The 18,590-nt window shown below is 38.6% G+C and carries 15 protein-coding genes; 14 read left to right on the top strand and 1 reads right to left on the bottom strand.

The annotated features are described in order from the left end of the window. Nucleotides 1-50: 50 nt before the first annotated feature. From BMX63_RS09750 to BMX63_RS09705, 11 genes are all read left to right on the top strand, one after another. Nucleotides 51-1,202 carry a thiolase family protein gene (locus tag BMX63_RS09750; protein WP_093134813.1) on the top strand — a complete coding sequence of 384 codons (1,152 nt, stop codon included), beginning with the start codon at nucleotides 51-53 and terminating at the stop codon, nucleotides 1,200-1,202. 199 nt (nucleotides 1,203-1,401) lie between these two features. Next, a complete protein-coding gene (locus BMX63_RS09745) occupies nucleotides 1,402-2,541 on the top strand; it encodes a CaiB/BaiF CoA transferase family protein (RefSeq protein ID WP_245732805.1) in 1,140 nt (379 codons plus the stop codon). A 332-nt stretch (nucleotides 2,542-2,873) separates the two neighbouring features. Then, complete coding sequence (locus BMX63_RS09740) at nucleotides 2,874-3,863, top strand: NAD(P)H-dependent flavin oxidoreductase (protein ID WP_093134810.1); 990 nt, start codon at nucleotides 2,874-2,876, stop codon at nucleotides 3,861-3,863. 29 nt (nucleotides 3,864-3,892) lie between these two features. After that, nucleotides 3,893-4,189 carry a phosphotransferase family protein gene (locus tag BMX63_RS18680; RefSeq protein WP_281242747.1) on the top strand — a complete coding sequence of 99 codons (297 nt, stop codon included), beginning with the start codon at nucleotides 3,893-3,895 and terminating at the stop codon, nucleotides 4,187-4,189. 13 nt (nucleotides 4,190-4,202) lie between these two features. Then, nucleotides 4,203-4,943, top strand: coding sequence for a phosphotransferase family protein (locus BMX63_RS09735; RefSeq protein WP_342732356.1), 741 nt, complete (start codon nucleotides 4,203-4,205; stop codon nucleotides 4,941-4,943). A gap of 45 nt (nucleotides 4,944-4,988) precedes the next feature. Beyond that, nucleotides 4,989-6,134, top strand: a complete 1,146-nt coding sequence (locus BMX63_RS09730) for an acyl-CoA dehydrogenase family protein (RefSeq protein ID WP_093134807.1) — start codon at nucleotides 4,989-4,991, stop codon at nucleotides 6,132-6,134. A gap of 228 nt (nucleotides 6,135-6,362) precedes the next feature. Continuing rightward, nucleotides 6,363-8,003 (top strand): acyl-CoA mutase large subunit family protein, encoded by a 1,641-nt coding sequence (locus BMX63_RS09725; RefSeq protein WP_093134805.1) that lies wholly within the window; start codon nucleotides 6,363-6,365, stop codon nucleotides 8,001-8,003. 43 nt (nucleotides 8,004-8,046) lie between these two features. After that, entirely contained in the window at nucleotides 8,047-8,874 is an 828-nt protein-coding gene (gene mce / locus BMX63_RS09720; RefSeq protein ID WP_093134802.1) for a methylmalonyl-CoA epimerase, read from the top strand. Further along, entirely contained in the window at nucleotides 8,874-10,415 is a 1,542-nt protein-coding gene (locus BMX63_RS09715) for an acyl-CoA carboxylase subunit beta (RefSeq protein ID WP_093134800.1), read from the top strand. The genes mce and BMX63_RS09715 overlap by 1 nt, the downstream gene beginning before the upstream one ends. A 112-nt stretch (nucleotides 10,416-10,527) precedes the next feature. Then, the gene (locus tag BMX63_RS09710; protein ID WP_093134796.1) at nucleotides 10,528-11,652 is read left to right on the top strand and encodes a M20/M25/M40 family metallo-hydrolase; all 1,125 of its coding nucleotides are present in this window, start codon (nucleotides 10,528-10,530) and stop codon (nucleotides 11,650-11,652) included. 133 nt (nucleotides 11,653-11,785) lie between these two features. Beyond that, nucleotides 11,786-13,054 (top strand): DNA polymerase IV, encoded by a 1,269-nt coding sequence (locus BMX63_RS09705; protein ID WP_093134793.1) that lies wholly within the window; start codon nucleotides 11,786-11,788, stop codon nucleotides 13,052-13,054. 28 nt (nucleotides 13,055-13,082) lie between these two features. On the opposite strand, the gene BMX63_RS09700 is transcribed toward BMX63_RS09705, so the two are convergent. Further along, nucleotides 13,083-13,556, bottom strand: a complete 474-nt coding sequence (locus BMX63_RS09700) for a hypothetical protein (protein WP_093134789.1) — start codon at nucleotides 13,554-13,556, stop codon at nucleotides 13,083-13,085. A gap of 206 nt (nucleotides 13,557-13,762) precedes the next feature. Between BMX63_RS09700 and BMX63_RS09695 the strand changes: the two genes are divergently transcribed. From BMX63_RS09695 to BMX63_RS09685, 3 genes are all read left to right on the top strand, one after another. Beyond that, nucleotides 13,763-14,227 carry a GNAT family N-acetyltransferase gene (locus BMX63_RS09695; protein ID WP_342732348.1) on the top strand — a complete coding sequence of 155 codons (465 nt, stop codon included), beginning with the start codon at nucleotides 13,763-13,765 and terminating at the stop codon, nucleotides 14,225-14,227. A 125-nt stretch (nucleotides 14,228-14,352) separates the two neighbouring features. Next, entirely contained in the window at nucleotides 14,353-16,029 is a 1,677-nt protein-coding gene (locus tag BMX63_RS09690; protein ID WP_093134787.1) for a peptide ABC transporter substrate-binding protein, read from the top strand. A gap of 172 nt (nucleotides 16,030-16,201) precedes the next feature. Beyond that, complete coding sequence (locus tag BMX63_RS09685) at nucleotides 16,202-18,382, top strand: DNA topoisomerase III (protein ID WP_093134784.1); 2,181 nt, start codon at nucleotides 16,202-16,204, stop codon at nucleotides 18,380-18,382. Nucleotides 18,383-18,590: the final 208 nt, after the last annotated feature.

Below are 18,590 nucleotides of genomic sequence, written 5' to 3'. Positions count from 1 at the left end.
TCTAGTAGCCTATAATTTGAAAGGGATTTCAAAGAGGGAGGAGTATGCTTATGCGTGAAGCTGTGATTGTAGAGGCAGTGAGAACACCTGTTGGAAAAAGAAATGGGCTGTTAAGTGGAATGCGGGCGGATGAACTGGCTGCAAAACCGCTGAAAGAAGTAGTAAAAAGAGCTGGTATTTCACCTGATATGGTGGAAGATGTCATTTTAGGTTGTGTATCTCAAGTGGGGGAACAGGCATTGGATATTGCCAGAGTTTCTGCGCTAATGGCTGATTATCCGATTGAAGTACCTGGTACAACGATTGATCGTCAGTGTGGTTCCAGTCAACAAGCTGTTCACTTTGCTGCACAGGCAATTTTAAGTGGAGATATGGATGTTGTAGTAGCAGGTGGAGTGGAAAATATGTCACGGGTCCCAATAGGATCCAATCGTCTGGATGTTGACTTTAGCGATGAACTCACATCTAAGTATGAAATGATTCACCAGGGATTATCAGCCGATCGAATTGCGGATAAATGGGAGTTTAGTCGTGAGGAACTGGATCAATTTTCACTGGAAAGTCATCAAAAAGCCATTCAGGCACGAAAAAAAGGGCGTTTTGATAAGGAAATAATGCCATTAGAGGTGAAATGGCAAGATGGTACCGTAACGAAAATAAAAGATGATGAAGGACCAAGAGAAGATACGAATAGGGAAAAGCTTCGTTCACTAAAGCCGTCTTTTAAAAAAGCTGGAAATATAACTGCAGGTAATTCCAGTCAAATAAGCGATGGTGCAAATGCTATTCTTATGATGTCGAGAGAAAAGGCCGAAGAACTTGGTCTGCAGCCAAGATTTCGTGTAGTCGCACGGGCTGTGGTCGGTTCAGATCCGACTCTTATGTTAACGGGTCCTATACCGGCAACACAGAAAGTACTTAAGAAAGCCGGCCTTTCCATTAATGAGATTGATTTATTTGAGGTAAATGAAGCCTTTGCCCCAGTTCCACTAGCGTGGCTGCGTGAAACGGGTGCAGATTCCAATCGTTTAAATGTAAATGGAGGTGCAATTGCATTAGGGCATCCATTAGGTGCTAGTGGAGGTCGTTTGATGACTACGATGCTTCATGAACTCGAGCGAACTGGTGGGCGTTACGGGCTGCAAACAATGTGTGAAGGACACGGAATGGCGAATGCTACGGTTATCGAACGTCTGGATTAATAGATTCTGTATTCTAAAAGTTTGTTGTTTTTTAGCTGAAGAACTTAAGTTGGTTAAGCAAATAGAAATAGGTGATCCCCGTAGTGAGGGGCAATCAGGAAGGCCAATGCGGAGCGTGTGTTTGCCTCTTTCGTCCCTCTCACTTAATGCAGAAAACAATCTTTATTAAAAGAGCAAAACGGAAAGTAAGGAGGACTAAATGGTGCCATTAAAGTCCATTCGTGTTCTTGACTTAACACGCTTATTGCCAGGTCCGTACTGTACGATGCTATTAGCTGATTTTGGGGCGGAGGTTATTAAAGTAGAAGATCCGATGAAGGGGGATTATGCAAGAGCACAAGAACCAAAAGTAGATGAGAATAGTGCCTTCTTTCATTCATTAAACAGAAATAAGAAAAGTGTTTGTTTAAATTTAAAAAGTGATGAAGAAAAACAATACTTTTTTCATTTAGTTGAGAAAGCCGATGTTGTAGTGGAATCCTTTCGACCAGGTGTCATGGAGAAACTTGGCTTGAATTATAACCGGTTAAAAAGGATCAATCCTGAATTGATTTATTGTGCGATTACAGGCCATGGTCAAACCGGTCCTTATAAAGAGAAACCAGGTCATGATATTAATTATATCAGTTATGCCGGTTTATTAGATGTAATGGGTGAAAAGGATCAAAAGCCTACAGTACCAGCGGCGCAAATTGCAGATATTGGCGGAGGTGCTCTCCCGGCTACAATTGGTATATTGCTTGCTTTACTTGAAAGAGAGAGGTCTGGAAGAGGACAATTCGTTGATGTTTCTATGTTAGATGGTGTTCTTTCTTGGCTGCAAACATTACTTCCTGGTTTTTTAACAAATCAAGTACAGCCGAAAAGAGGAAAACAGCCATTGAGTGGAGCCCTTGCCTGCTATGAAGTTTATCAAACCAAAGATCAACGTTGGCTATCCGTTGGAGCTCTTGAGCCAAAGTTCTGGTCAACATTTTGTAAAACCATTGGCAAAGAAGAGTTTATTCCTAAATTGGGAGAATCCACGAATGAACAAAATGTGATGAAGAAAGAAATACAAAAGATTATACAAAAGAAGACCTTACATGATTGGATGGAGGAATTTAATAATCAGGAGGCTTGTGTCGCTCCAGTTCTAACATTTAATGAAGTAATAACTAATCCACAAGTTTTGTCCCGCCAAATGATACAAAGCACTCCTCAACAAGAAGAAACACTGCAGCATCTAGGTATCCCCATAAAGTTATCTGAAACACCTGGAACAATCCGCACGAAAGCGCCAGAACTCGGTGAGCATACGAACGAAACTTTAAAGAAATTTGGTTTGCAAAAAGAATAGACATACAAAAAAGAGAGGAGAGTTTGTTCATTAAGTGGCAAAGAAAGGAGAGGATAAAGAAACTATAGTAGACCTGACCTAAAAATTAGTCAACCAGCCTTTTGAAGCGTTAAGCCGAATTAAGCGCCTAGTTAATGAAGGCAGTAAGAAATCGTTAATTGAAGGGATATCTCTTGGGAAGCAATGGTTTTCTAATCTGTTTAAACCAAAGGATGTAAAAGAGGGAGTGCGTGCATTTATTGAAAAGCAAAAAATTAGTTTACGCATCCATAATACCCTCGTGCATTTTCGATATATCAAAATCATAATGAAATGACAGAAAGGTGATGTAAATGACTAATCAAACCGTTAAAAAATTAAAGGAATCAGTAGAAATACCTGTAATGATTGCACCTATGTTTTTAATTAATAATCCAAAAATGGTTGTCAATGGGTGTGCATCGGGAGTGATTAGCACTTTTCCTGCATTAAACGCTCGAACAGGAGAAATTTTAGAAGACTGGATGAAAGAAATCACTTCTGAACTCCATCGCTTAAAACAGGAAAATCCTCAACGGAAAATAGGGCCATGGGGAATTAATTTTATTGTACACAGCTCTAACAAGCGCTATGTAGAAGATCTGAAAATGATTGAAAAATACCAGCCCCCAGTCGTTATTACATCCTTAGGAGATCCGGGACCGGTGGCTAATGTGGTTCATGACTATGGTGGAGTTGTGTTTTCCGATGTCATTAATATTAAATATGCGAAAAAAGCGATTGAAAAAGGTGCAGATGGTCTCGTTCTTGTAGCCAGTGGTGCAGGAGGTCATGCTGGTACGTTTAATCCGATTTCTTTTGTACATGAAGTACGGGAATTCTTTGATGGTCCAATTGCTTTATCGGGAGGGATGACAAAAGGAGAGGATATACTCGCCACTGAAGTACTGGGCGCAGATTTCTCCTATATAGGAACACGATTTATTCCAGCAAAAGAAAGCTCAGCGCAGGATGATTATAAAGAAATGATTGTAGACTCGTCTATTGAAGATATTATCTACACAGATGCCTTCAGCGGAGTGAATGCCAATTATCTCATTCCAAGTATCGAAAAAGCCGGTTTAGATCCTGGCAATCTCAAGAAAAAGGAACAAATTGATTTCTCAGAATTACGAAACAAAGAAGTAAAAGCATGGAAAGATGTTTGGGGAGCCGGCCAGGGAGTAGGTTCCATAAATGCGACCCAATCGGTATCAGAAATTGTTGACGAATTAAAAGCGGATTACCAGAAGGCGTTGGAGAACGTTTCTAAGGAAAAATGGGGAAAGGATGTAGTTAAGTGAATGTAGGTTTTTAAGATTATGCCGGGGGGGTGTGTGCAATTAAGGAGGAAAAAGCCAATCTTGAGATTGATTGGGTGAAAGTGGAACAATTCTTACGTTCCCATATTAAAAATCTCCCCAATCGTCCATTGGAGGTGCGGCCATTTACAGAGGGGTACTCCAATTTAACCTATTCCATTCAAATTGGTGATTGGGAAGCAGTATTAAGAAGACCCCCATTTGGCTATACACCACCTAAGGCTCATGATATGAAACGGGAATTCAATCTGTTGAAAAAAAATACATCCGGCGTTTCCATTAGCACCCAGGCCATATATTTATTGTGAGGACCCTGCTATTATGGATAAACACTTTTACATCATGGAAAAACGGAATGGTGTCGTAATCGATGATAAACTTCCAAATCAATTTGAAGATACAGAAAATACCTGCCAGCAAATATCTGAGGCTGTGATTCAATCACTTGTACAATTACAGAAAGTAGATTATCAGAAGGAACATCTGGAAAGCATCGGAAAACCTGATGGTTATTTATCCCGCCAGGTTTATGGTTGGATAAAAAGACATGAAAGATCGAAAACAGAAGAGATAAAATATATCGATTCAGTTGAAAAATGGCTTATGGATCATATTCCTTCTAATGAAGAGGTAACTATTGTACACAATGATTTTAAATTAAATAATATGATGTTTGATCCTCAAAATCCTGACACGGTTATTGGTGTATTTGATTGGGAGTTAGCTACAATAGGTGATCCATTAGCAGATCTCGGTTCTGCATTAGTTTACTGGATAGAGAAGGATGATCCCCCGCTAGGTATTACATCAGTCACAGATAAACCTGGATTTTATAGTAGAAGAGCATTGTTAGAAAGATATACACAACTTACAGGAAGAGATGTATCCAATATCAACTTTTATTTAACATTAGGCTTTTATAAATTAGCCGGTATCCTCCAACAGCTTTACTATCGCTGGAAAATAGGGGAGGTTAAGGATGATCGTTTTGCTTTCTTAAATGTAGGTGTAGCCAATCTAATTGCACGCGCTGAAGATGCAAAGAATAATAAACTCCTTTAGTTTTCGTTTGATTTGAAATTTAAAGTAAAAACAGGAGGCCCTTTTATGAATAGAGGTTATCTAAAGGAGGAGCATGAAATTTTCAGAGAGTCCTTGCAAAAGTTTCTTGAAAAAGAAGCTGCTCCTTATTATGAACAGTGGGAAAAGAACAAGCAAGTACCACGTTCTTTTTGGGAAAAAGCGGGAAAACAAGGGTTTTTATGTCCTCAGGTTGATGAAAAATATGGTGGTTTGAATGCAGATTTCAGTTACTCTGTGGTGTTATCAGAGGAGTTTGAGAAAATTGGTACAGGTATGACAGGGCTGGGGCTTCATAATGATATCGTTATTCCTTATATTGAATCCTTTGGAAGTGAAGAACAGAAAAATCGCTGGTTACCCAAGTCAACAACAGGTGAAATGATTTCTGCAATCGCGATGACAGAGCCTGGTGCAGGTTCTGATTTAGCGTCTGTGAAAACCACAGCCATAAGAGACGGAGATGATTACCTTGTTAATGGAGAAAAAACCTTTATTACCAATGGATATTCGGCGGATTTAATTGTAGTCGTCTGCAAAACTGATCCCAAGGTCAACCCTCCGCATAAAGGAATTAGTCTTCTTGTAGTTGAAAAAGACACACCTGGGTTTAAACGAGGGAAAAAACTTACCAAAGTCGGTCAGCATGCAAACGATACGAGTGAGTTAATTTTTGAAGATGCAAGGGTTCCTGCTAGTAATCTATTAGGAGATGAAGGAGAAGGATTCTATTATTTGATGGAAAAGCTACAACAGGAACGTTTGATGGTAGCTATTCAAACAATAGCATCCATTGAGCAGATGGTTGCATTAACGCTTGAATATGTGAAACAGCGAAAAGCATTCGGCAGAACGTTAAGTAAATTTCAAAACACTCAGTTTAAGCTGGCTGAAATGCAAACGGAACTGGAAATTGGAAAGACGTTTGTAGATCGTTTGGTGGAGGAACATATGGCTGGGGCAGATATTGTTGATGAAGTATCCATGGCGAAATGGTGGACAACAGAGCTCGCACAAAAAGTGGCGGTTGATTGCATGCAGCTCCATGGAGGGTACGGCTATATGGAAGAGTATGAAATTGCCAGAAGATATCGGGATGTTGCTGTCACTTCGATTTATGCAGGTACAAATGAAATTATGAAAACGATTATTGCGAAAAATATGGGTCTATAAAGAAACAGAAGCACTGAAAGGGAAGGTGTCTCAAGTACATGGAAACCTGTTTCATGTAAAGAGACACCTTGGTTTTGTTTACTTACGAAACAGTTTGTCCAGGTTTTTCATTTCACTCGTAAAATAAACATTTTTTCAAAAATGAAGATTGTTTTCCTCTGAATAGTAGGAATATTTCATTTTTTATCGAAATAAATAAGATTAGGACAACGCGAAGGAGGTTCCATAATGACAAAGAATCCAAAACAAGAATGGGAAGAAGCAGTTAACAAAACAGTCCAACGTTTTCCGGAACGAAAAGAAACATTTACAACCAGCTCTGATATAGAAGTTGATAGATTATATTTACCAGAAAAGGAAGATGAAAAATATGTAGAAAAATTGGGATTTCCAGGGCAATACCCTTATACAAGAGGAATACAGCCAACCATGTATCGAAGCCGTTTCTGGACGATGCGTCAGTATGCAGGTTTTGGCTCAGCAAAGGAAACAAACGAGCGTTTTCGGTATTTATTAGAGCAGGGACAAACGGGCCTTTCCGTTGCGTTTGACTTACCAACCCAAATTGGCTATGACTCCGATGATCCCATGTCAGACGGAGAAGTAGGAAAAGTAGGTGTTGCGATTGATACGCTTCAGGATATGGAGGATTTATTAGAAGGAATTCCATTGAATCAGGTTAGTACTTCAATGACAATCAATGCTCCAGCATCCGTTTTGTTATGTATGTACATAGCTGTTGGCGAAAAACAAGGTGTAGCTAAGGAATCTTTGACTGGGACTATACAAAATGACATTTTGAAGGAATATATCGCAAGGGGAACTTATATTTTTCCTCCAAAACCTTCTATGCGACTGATTACCAATATTTTTAAGTATTGTGAGCAGTACGTACCGAAATTTAATACTATTAGTATTTCCGGCTACCACATTCGAGAAGCGGGTTCCACTGCTGTACAGGAAGTTGCTTTTACACTGGCTAATGGTATGGCTTATGTAGATGCTGCCTTAGAAAGCGGGCTCGAAATTGATCAGTTTGCCCCCCGTTTAGCCTTCTTTTTTAACGCACACAATAACTTTTTTGAAGAAATTGCTAAGTTTAGAGTGGCCAGAAGATTATGGGCCAAAATTATGAGGGAAAAGTATGGGGCAAAAAATCCAAAAAGCTGGAAGCTGCGTTTTCATACACAAACAGGCGGATCGACCCTTACAGCCCAACAGCCTGATAACAATATTGTTCGGGTTACTTTACAAGCGCTTTCAGCAGTATTAGGTGGAACACAAAGCTTACATACAAATTCCAGGGACGAAGCTTTAGCTTTACCGACTGAAGAGTCCGCTCGGATTGCTCTTCGCACCCAGCAGATTATAGCGCATGAAAGTGGGGTTGCTGATACTGTCGATCCCATAGCCGGCTCCTATTATGTGGAATCTTTAATGGATCAAATGGAAGAAGAGGTCGAGAAATACCTCGGTAAAATAGAAGAGTTTGGCGGAGCTGTACAGGCGGTAGAGGAAGGATATATGCAAAGGGAAATTCATCAAGCAGCCTATGAAACACAGAAAAAAATGGAAAATAAAGAGGAAATTGTGGTGGGATTAAATCAGTTTGAAGTAGATGAAGAGCTCCATCCAGATTTACTAAAAGTGGATGAAAAACTTGAACGTAATCAAATAAATAGCTTGAAGGATGTCAAAGCGAAACGAGATCAGGAAATTGTAAATAAAACATTAACAAGACTAGAAAAAGCTGCAAAAAATTCGAATGAAAATTTGATTCCGTATATTTTAGAGGCTGTCAAAGCCTATGCATCCGTAGGTGAAATTTGTAATGTTTTAAGAAATCAATTTGGTGAATATGTTGGCTGAACATTGAATAATCATGGAAGGATACAAAAGGGGAGATAAGTATATGGGTAAAAAAATTCGAGCATTGATTGCGAAACCAGGACTTGATGGTCATGACCGGGGAGCACTTATTATTGCCCAAACTTTACGTGATCATGGAATGGAAGTGATTTATACAGGCTTACGGCAGTCACCGGCTCAAATTGCTCAAGCTGCTGTTCAGGAGGATGTAGATGTTATTGGCCTTTCTTCATTATCTGGTGCTCATCGTTCTTTATTTCCTAAGGTTGTAGAACAATTAAAAGAAAGACAGGCAGAGGACATCCCCGTTATTGGAGGTGGTGTCATTCCGGCAGAGGATATTCCTTTTTTAGAAGAAAAAGGGGTTCAAAAAGTTTTTACACCTGGGACTCCGACAGAATACATTGCTGCATATATTAAGCAACTGGTTACACCGGAAGAGGTGAAAGAAACAACACCACCAGAAAAAATATCCCACATTGGTATTGCAGTGAAAAGTCTGGAAAAAACCATTCCCTTTTATGATCAAATTTTAGGACTGAACTTAAAAGGAGTAGAGGAAGTCCCATCTGAAGGAGTGAAGGTCGCCTTTTTTGAAATTGGAGAAACATCGATTGAGTTGTTAGAACCGTTATCTGAACAATCTCCAATTTATAAATTTGTGGAGAAAAAGGGTGAGGGCATTCACCATATTGCTTTAGAAGTGAGTGATTTAAAAGATCGTTTACAGCACTATCGTGACCAGGACGTTCCACTAATTAATGAAGAGCCAAAAGAAGGAGCTAATGGAGCTGAAATTGCTTTTCTCCATCCAAGAGCAGCAAATGGCGTTTTATATGAACTCTGTCATCATCGTAAGGGGGAATCATAATGGATATCTATGATAAAATTAATGAACTTTATGATAAACGAAGAACAGTTGAGCTAGGCGGCGGGGATGAAAAAATTCAAAAACAGCGTGATAAAGGAAAGATGACAGCAAGAGAACGGATTGACTATTTGCTTGATGATGGATCATTTGTGGAACTGAATCCATTTATGGAACCACGTACGAGTGATTTTGGTATGAAGGATGCTCCTGGCGAGGGTGTGGTTACAGGATTTGGAAAAATAGATGGTCGAGATGTCTATCTATTTGCGCAGGATTTTACCGTTTACGGGGGAGCATTGGGTGAGATGCATGGGAAAAAGATTGCAGCTGTGATGGATTTAGCTGCTAAAAATGGGACTCCTTTTATTGGACTAAATGATTCAGGTGGGGCGAGAATTCAGGAAGGTGTCGCATCTTTAGATGGATATGGACAAGTTTTTTATCGAAATTCCATTTATTCAGGAGTTATTCCACAAATATCGGTAATCATGGGTCCTAGTGCAGGTGGTGCTGTATACTCTCCGGCGATTACTGATTTTGTCATCATGGTTGAAAAAACATCTCAAATGTTCATTACGGGTCCGAAAGTGATTGAAACGGTAACAGGAGAGAAAATTTCCTCAGAAGATTTAGGTGGAGCTGCTGTTCATAACACGAAAAGTGGAAACGCCCACTTAAAAGCAAAGAATGAAGAAAAAGCACTGGAATATGTACGTAAACTTATAAGCTATTTACCATCTAATTATCAAGAGAATCCACCAGCAAAAAAACCCAATGGGCAAGAAGATTACTTAGCGGACTTAAATGATAAAATTCCTTTTGATCCTGTTCGTCCATATGACGTAAGAACGATTGTGGAAGAAGTTGTCGACGAGGATTCCTTCTTTGAGATACACCCTGATTTTGCAAAAAATATTGTGGTAGGTTTTGCACGCGTAAAAGGAAAAGTTGTTGGTCTTGTCTGTAATCAGCCTAAATTTATGGCAGGTGGTTTAGATATTGATTCAAGTGATAAAGCGGCAAGATTTATTCGCATGTGTGATGCCTTTAATATCCCTCTCGTTACATTTGAAGACGTAACAGGTTTTTTTCCTGGTATTAAACAGGAGCATGGTGGAATTATACGACACGGTGCTAAAATTTTATATGCGTACTCCGAAGCTACTGTACCTAAAATTACATTTATCACACGCAAGGCTTATGGAGGCGCCTATGTAGCTTTAAATAGTAAATCAATTGGCGCGGATCTGGTTTATGCATGGCCAAATGCTGAAATTGCCGTTATGGGGCCAGACGGTGCTGCCAATATTATATTTGCAAAAGAAATCAAAGAAAGTGAAGATCCTGAAACAACCCGTCAGGAAAAAATAGCAGAATATCGGGAAAAATTTGCGAATCCCTATGTGGCTGCAGGTCTTGGAATGGTAGATGACGTGATTGATCCCAGAGAAACGAGACAAGCTTTGATTACATCATTAGATATGCTTAAAAATAAAACCGAGGAGCGACCAAAAAAGAAACATGGGAATATGCCATTATAAGTCCTGTTAATTGACTTATCCTTAGGTTTTTTTTATTCTAAATCAGGTAATGTAAAGATAGTATTCATAGGTCTTAAGTTGTGGTATGGAATTACATAAGGAGGAAAACAAAATGATATCAGTCGATCAAGAACGGATTTTGAATGAATTTTTGGAACTTGTTCAAATCGATTCTGAAACGAAAAACGAAGAAACGATTTCTGGTAAATTAAAAAAGAAATTTTCGGATTTAGGTCTTGAGGTCGTAGAAGACCAGGCGAAAGAACAAACGGGTTTTGGTTCTAATAACTTAATTTGTACCCTGAAGGGAACAAAGGATGGAGCAGATCCTATTTATTTCACTTCCCATATGGATACTGTTGCACCTGGTGCGGGAGTGAAGCCTTCTGTAAAGGATGGTTATATTGTATCTGATGGTACAACTGTTTTAGGTGCAGATGACAAAACAGGACTTGCCGCTATGTTTGAAGCCATTCGATATGTGAAGGAAAACCATATTGAACATGGTGATGTACAATTTGTTATTACTGTCGGAGAGGAATCTGGCTTAGTGGGTGCAAAAGCACTGGATTCATCTTCTGTGAAAGCAAAATACGGTTATGCTCTCGATAGCGATGGGCAGGTAGGTGATGTAGTTATTGCAGCTCCAACTCAGGCAAAAATACATACAACCATTAAAGGAAAAAAAGCACACGCAGGTGTTGCTCCTGAAAAAGGAGTATCAGCGATTTCGATTGCTGCTAAAGCAATTGCTAAAATGCCTCTGGGCCGAATTGATGAGGAAACAACAGCAAATATTGGCCGATTTGTAGGCGGAGGAGCCACAAATGTAGTTGCTGATCATGTAGAAATATCTGCTGAAGCCCGCTCACTAGAAAAAGAAAAAATGGAAGAACAAGTCGAAAAAATGAAATCTGCTTTTGAAAACACGGCTTTACAATTGGGAGGAAAAGCAGAGGTGGATGTGAATGTAGCTTACCCTGGTTTCAAACATGGTGAAGAAGACCAAATTGTTGAAGTTGTGAAAAAGGCAGCAGAAAAAATTGGACGTACAACTACACCGCGTAAAAGTGGAGGTGGAAGTGACGCCAATGTTATTTCAGGCTACGGCATACCAACCGTTAACCTTGCTGTTGGTTACGAAGAAATTCATACCACAGATGAACGCATGCCTGTAAATGAACTGGTTAAAGCTGCAGAGTTAGTCGCTGCTATTATTGAGGAAGCTGGAAACTAGAAAGGTATTAAAAGCAAGTACATGATTATTGGTCGTGTACTTGTTTTTTTATGATTGGAGAAACGCAGGGTGAATCAGTGAGTAAGTATGTTATAATGAACAAAGAACAAATGTTTCGCAAGCAGGTGTTAATATGTCAAATCGGTTTCCTACGAAAGGCCGTATCATTTTTCATGTGGATATGAATAGTTTTTATGCATCCGTGGAAGCTGCTTATGATCCGGATTTGAAAGGCAAGCCTTTAGCGATAGCTGGTAACCCTGAGCAGCGTAAAGGGATTATTGTTACCAGTAGTTATGAGGCAAGAGCTAAAGGGGTCAAAACGACAATGCCTTTATGGCAGGCAAAAGATCTTTGTCCGGAATTAATTGTAAGAACCCCGAATTTTGACCGTTATCGAGAGGCTTCGAGGAATATGTTTGAAATTCTGGCTGATATCACACCATATGTTCAGCCTGTTTCTATTGATGAGGGATACATGGATATTACCGAATGCGCGGATTTAGGAACGCCACTTGAAATTGCTGAACAGATCCAATCAAAGATTAAACAGGAACTGGATTTACCATGTAGTATTGGTATTGCTCCGAATAAGTTTCTGGCTAAAATGGCTTCGGACATGAAAAAGCCAATGGGAATTACAGTCCTGCGAAAAAGAGAACTTAAAAATAAATTATGGCCTCTACCTATCGATGAAATGTATGGGATAGGTCAGAAAACCGCTCAAAAATTGCAGCAATTAGATATTAAGACCATCGGTGATCTCGCAGAGTTTGATGGTTATCAACTTAAGAATATTTTGGGCATTAATGGAGAAAGACTGAAAAATCGTGCGAATGGATATGATCCCACTCCTGTTGATCCTGATGCTGTAAGTATTTTTAAAAGTATCGGTAACTCTAAAACACTTCCTAATGACACAACGGATGAACAGGAAATTAATCTTCTTCTTTATTCTTTGTCGGATAAGGTTGCAGAACGGATACAGCGAAAATCTGTAGTTTCAGAAAATATTCAAATCATGATACGTTATCATGATCGAAAAACGATTACAAGAAGTCAACAACTTCATGATTATGTAGAATTAAAAGATGAAATTTATAAAATTTCATCTGAGCTTTTTTATGCGAACTGGGGTGGAAGCCCGATTCGTTTATTAGGGGTAACTGCACAGCAGCTAACTGAAAAAGATGAAATCACAAAGCAACTGGATTTATTCACCTATGAAAATGAGGCCAAAAATGAAAAGCTGTACCAGGTTGTCGATGATTTATCCGAGAAATTTGGAAAAGATGTATTCAAAAAAACGGTTAAGAATGATACAAATGATTCTGTTTCCACTAGCTTTCAAAAGGATTTTTTAGATGAGTTCAAAAGAACCAGGAATCCCAGGAGTAAATAATTCAACCAATCGGGATTCCTGGTTTCGATTATGATTCATCTGCTATTTGTTCTCTAAATTTCTTTACTTTTTTCCTGACTTCTTCACTTAAAGTTTTCATATTATCCACATCAGGATTGTCCTTTTGTGCTTCGGCGATTAAAGGATAAAGACTCCTCTCTATATCCGCATATTGATCGGGATCAAGCTCTTCTACCTGTTTTTCAATCACGTCCCAATTCGCTTCAAGAGCCTGTCCTTTTTCATTGATTTTAGTAATGTTGTCTGGTGTATCTTCAAAAACCTGTTCTAACTCGTTTACTGAAGTTAGCACTGTGTCTAAATGGGTAGCTAAATCTGTTTCACTGCCTTCCTCTTCATTGGAAACTCCTACTGCCTCTGTATCCTCTGTTTCTACTTGATTGTCACCAGTTTCACTAGGCATTTCCTTATTATTTGTAAAACCAACAAGGATAGCAGCAACGAATAAAATCGTTCCTAATATGTATAACCATTTGTTCATGGGAATACCTCCTTTGGACTTTTTATTCAGTTTTTCCCTGAACCTTAAAATTAAACCATAGAATGGAATTTTATGGGTTTATCTCAGATGGGACTGTGATAAAATAAGGCCATTCAGGAAGAAAAGAATGATATAGAGGCATAAAATGAGAATGGTAACGTTTAATTTAGTTTGCCAGACTTAAAACATAGGGGAGAATAGATTCTATGATTCAATTTGAAAAGATTAACATAGACAAACATCGGGATTATGTGATTCAGTTTAGAAAAGATTCTTTTGTCATCAGCTTTGGAAATGACTCAAACTTTGATGAGGGAGACTATTTGAGATGGTTGGAGGAGAAAATAGTCGAGTATCCAGAAGGCTTTGTCATCGTAAGAGAAGGTGACCAATACATCGGTCAGTTGGAATTATCAATCCGGAACTATGAAAATAAAAGTATTGGTTATGTTCACTTATATTACTTAATACCTGAAAAACGTGGAAAGGGCAAGGGACAAAACTTACATGACTATGTGAAACAATTTTTTAAAAGCCATAACATCCAAGAGTTTCACCTAAGGGTCTCTCCAACGAATACTATTGCCATGCGGTTTTACCATAAAATGGGCATAAAGGTGATGGGCCCCGAATTAGGAGGTAAAGTGATACGAATGAAGGGCTACTATTAAATTTTCAAAAAAATCTTTACATTCTTCTTGGTATACCGGTATAATATATTCTATTCAGTAAATTTTAACAAGATAGAAAAGTTAAAATTTACTGGAAACTACATACTGAGGGGGTATACGATTATATGAAACAAAAAAAGTGGGGGTTATTACTTGTGCTTAGTCTATTACTAAGTCTAGTAGTAGCCTGCTCAAGTGATGGTGGCGAGGAGGAAACCTCGGGAACAGAAAATGATTCCTCTTCTGAAGAGGAAGAAAAGGTCCTTAATTTTACGAATTTAGAAAATATTCCATCTATGGATCCGTCTGTTGCAACTGATGAATCTTCCTTTATCTATTTAGCTGCTACGATGGAAGGTTTATACCGATTAGGTGAAGATGGAACAACCGAACCAGGTATTGCTAAAGAACATACTATAAGTGATGATGGGAAAACCTGGACATTTACCTTGCGTGAGGATGCAAAGTGGTCAAATGGAGATTCTGTAACGGCTCATGATTTTGTATATTCCTGGAGAAGAGCTGTAGACCCTGATACAGGTTCAGAATATGGTCCTTATATGATGAATGGTGTTATACAAAATGCAACAGCAGTAAGTAATGGTGATGTTCCGGTAGAGGAACTTGGTGTTTCTGCAGAAGGTGATTATACGTTTGTCGTTGAATTAGAGAATCCAACACCGTACTTTGAATCTTTAACGACTTTCGGGACATTCTTCCCATTAAATGAATCATTTGTTGAAGAACAAGGAGATAATTTTGCTATAAATACTGATGGGTTACTATCAAATGGTCCTTACAAAATGGCGAATTGGGAAAGCACAAGCAATTCCTGGGAGCTTGTCAAAAATGAAGACTATTGGGATGCTGATGCTGTCCAAATGGATAAATTGACATTTGAAGTAGTGAAAGATCCACAAACTGCTATTGATTTGTACGAGACCAATAAAGTTGATCGTATTGATTTAACTTCTGACCTTGTAGATCAATATCAGACACATGAAGATTATCAGATTATTCCTGATACCTTTGTTTATTTTATTAAGTTTAACCAGGAGGCCAATGAAGCACTTGCGAATCGAAATATCCGTGCGGCAATGAGCCGGGCTTTTAATAAACAAGCATTAGTAGATGAAATTTTAAATAACGGTTCACTTGTTGCTAATGGTCTTGTTCCTGCCGATTTCACTCCACTGCCTGAAACAGGAGAAGACTTCCGGGCAGTAAATGGTGACCTTGTTTCATACGATGTAGATAAGGCTAAGGAATTGTGGGAGAAAGGTTTAGAAGAAATCGGGCAAGAGGAAGTAGAATTTGAAATGTTAACTGATGATGATGAAACAACCAAATTAATGGTGGAATATATCGCAAACCAATTAACAGAAAATCTGCCAGGACTTAACGTTCATTTAAAACGAGTACCAAAAGAACAACGTCTTGACCTTGATACAAATATGGATTATGAAGTACAAGTTTCCAGATGGGGTCCTGACTTCTTAGATCCATATACGTATATGAATCTATGGACTACCGATAGTGGAAATAATAAAATGGGTTATTCCAATGCTGAGTATGATAAATTAGTAGAGGAAACATCCACAACGCTTGCCCAAGATAATGTGGCCCGTTATGAAAACTTCCTGGAAGCAGAAAAGATTCTATTTGAAGATGCAGCAATTGCACCTATTTACCAAGCATCCAAAGCACAGCTTATCTCTCCAAGAGTCGAGGGAGTTTATGTAAATCCGTTTGGTTCAACTTATGAATACAAATATGCTACAGTTGGTTCAGATAACGAATAAAAAGCGAAAAAATCTGCATCTCCTTTTTAGGGGGATGCAGCTTTTTTCGCTTTTTATTTGTACTGGGACCATTTACTGGCCCTGCGTTCAAATAGACAGTTTCATCATTGACTGATACACTTATATCATAATTTCAAATGATATCATAGTCATCAACGAGAGGAATGTTGGAATGAGTAAAACAGTGGTTCTTGCAGAAAAACCTTCAGTAGGACGAGACATTGCCAGAGTGTTGAATTGTAAGAAAAAGGGCAATGGATTTTTTGAAGGATCAAAATATATTGTCACATGGGCTTTAGGACACTTAGTAACACTAGCAGATCCTGCCATTTATGATGATAAATATAAGGAATGGAAGATGGAGGATCTTCCTATGCTGCCAGACCGTTTAAAGCTGGTTGTGATGAAAAAGACGGGAAAACAATTTAACACAATCAAACATCAATTTAATCGAAATGATGTAAAAGATATTGTCATTGCAACGGATGCTGGAAGAGAAGGAGAATTAGTAGCCCGCTGGATTATTGAAAAGGCTCGAGTCAAAAAGCCTCTTAAACGGTTATGGATATCTTCTGTAACCGATAAAGCCATTCGTGATGGGATGAATAATTTGAAGAATGGAAAGCAATATGAAAATCTATATGCATCTGCTCAGGCGCGGGCCGAAGCAGACTGGTATGTAGGGCTAAATGCTACACGAGCATTAACAACGAAATTTAATGCACAGCTCTCAAGTGGACGTGTTCAAACGCCTACGCTAGCCATGATAGCGAAAAGAGAAGAGGAAATAAAAGAATTTTCTCCCCAGACTTATTATGGTATACAGGCAGTGACACCTAATGGATTTACCTTAACTTGGCAGGATCAAAAATCGAATCATACACGAATCTTTAAAAAAGAAGTAGTGGAAAAGATCACGGAGAAAGTAAGAAATCAGAATGCAGTGATTACAAATGTTGAAACGAAACAGAAGAAGAGTTTTGCTCCACAGCTTTATGATTTAACAGAGCTGCAACGGGATGCCAATCGTATATTCGGTTTTTCAGGGAAAGAAACACTATCGGCAATGCAAAAGTTATATGAACAGCATAAAGTGTTAACCTATCCTCGGACAGATTCCCGTCATTTATCATCTGATATTGTACCTACATTAAAAGATCGAATTAAAGCGTGTATGGTAGATGAATATAAAGCAATAGCGAGTGGTTTAGTAAACAAGAATATTAAACCTACAAAATCGTTTGTAGATGATCAGAAAGTGTCAGACCACCATGCTATTATTCCAACAGAGCAGCGTGTTCGTCTGGCAGAGTTAAATCCAAAAGAACGAAAAATTTATGATTTAGTTATCAAACGCTTTTTAGCTGTACTTTCTGATCCCTTTGAATTTGAACAACTGACTATCACAGCTAACATAGCTAATGAAACATTTACTGCGAAAGGAAAAACGATTAAAAAATTAGGCTGGAAACAGGTGTATCAAAATCAACAGGAAGATACTGACGAACCGATTGAACAGCATGTGCCAAAGATGGAAAAAGGAGATACCCTTACTAGTGTAACAATCAAACAAACCTCAGGTGAAACTAAGCCAAAAGAACCCTTTACAGAGGGTAGTTTACTTCAAGCGATGGAAAACCCGGTGAAATTTATGGAGCAAAAAGATAAGAAATTAGCCCAAACCATAAATCAAACCGGCGGGCTGGGAACAGTAGCCACACGTGCTGATATTATTGAGAAGCTATTTAATCATTACTATATTGAGAAAAAAGGTAAATATATTTACCTAACAGCGAAAGGAAAGCAGCTACTGGATTTAGTACCCAGTGAATTACGCTCTCCAGCACTAACTGCAGAGTGGGAACAAAAGCTATCAGCCATTGAAAAGGGAAAGCTTCATAAAAATGAGTTTATTAAAGATATGAAAAGCTATGCTTCATCAGTAGTAAAAGAAATTAAAAACAGTAATCAGAAATATAAGCACCACAACATTACAGGAACTAAATGTCCTGATTGTGGGAAACAGATGCTTGAAGTGAATACGAAAAAAGGAAGAATGCTCGTCTGTCAGGACCGCTCTTGTGGTCATAAGAAAAATATTGCGAAGAAAACCAATGCAAGATGCCCGAACTGTCATAAAAGACTGGAACTACGTGGTGAAGGGGAAGGACAAATTTTTGTGTGTAGCTGTGGGCATCGTGAAAAACTGTCTACCTTTAATGAAAGAAAGAAGAAACAAAATCAAAACAAGGCATCTAAAAAAGACGTACAAAAATACCTTAAGAACCAACAGAAGGATGAATTTACTAACTCAGCCTTGGCTGATGCGTTAGCGAAATTGAAAAAGGATTAGATTAATAAACACCTCTATTTGCAGAATCAGCATTAGAGGTGTTTTTATTGGAATAGAGGGGTTATGTTTTTATTACTAAAAGTATTTTAATTGTGTATGAGTAAGCTAATTGTCTTCGCTTTTTATTGTCCAGCTGCGGCTCCCAGGTCCAAGCAGACATAAGCATAATCCACTACGTGACAAAGGGCGTGTCACTCCGTGAATTTTG

The sequence above is a fragment of the Salinibacillus kushneri genome (assembly GCF_900111405.1).
GTDB lineage: Bacteria > Bacillota > Bacilli > Bacillales > Alkalibacillaceae > Salinibacillus > Salinibacillus kushneri.
This window is presented reverse-complemented; position numbering and strand designations above follow the sequence as displayed.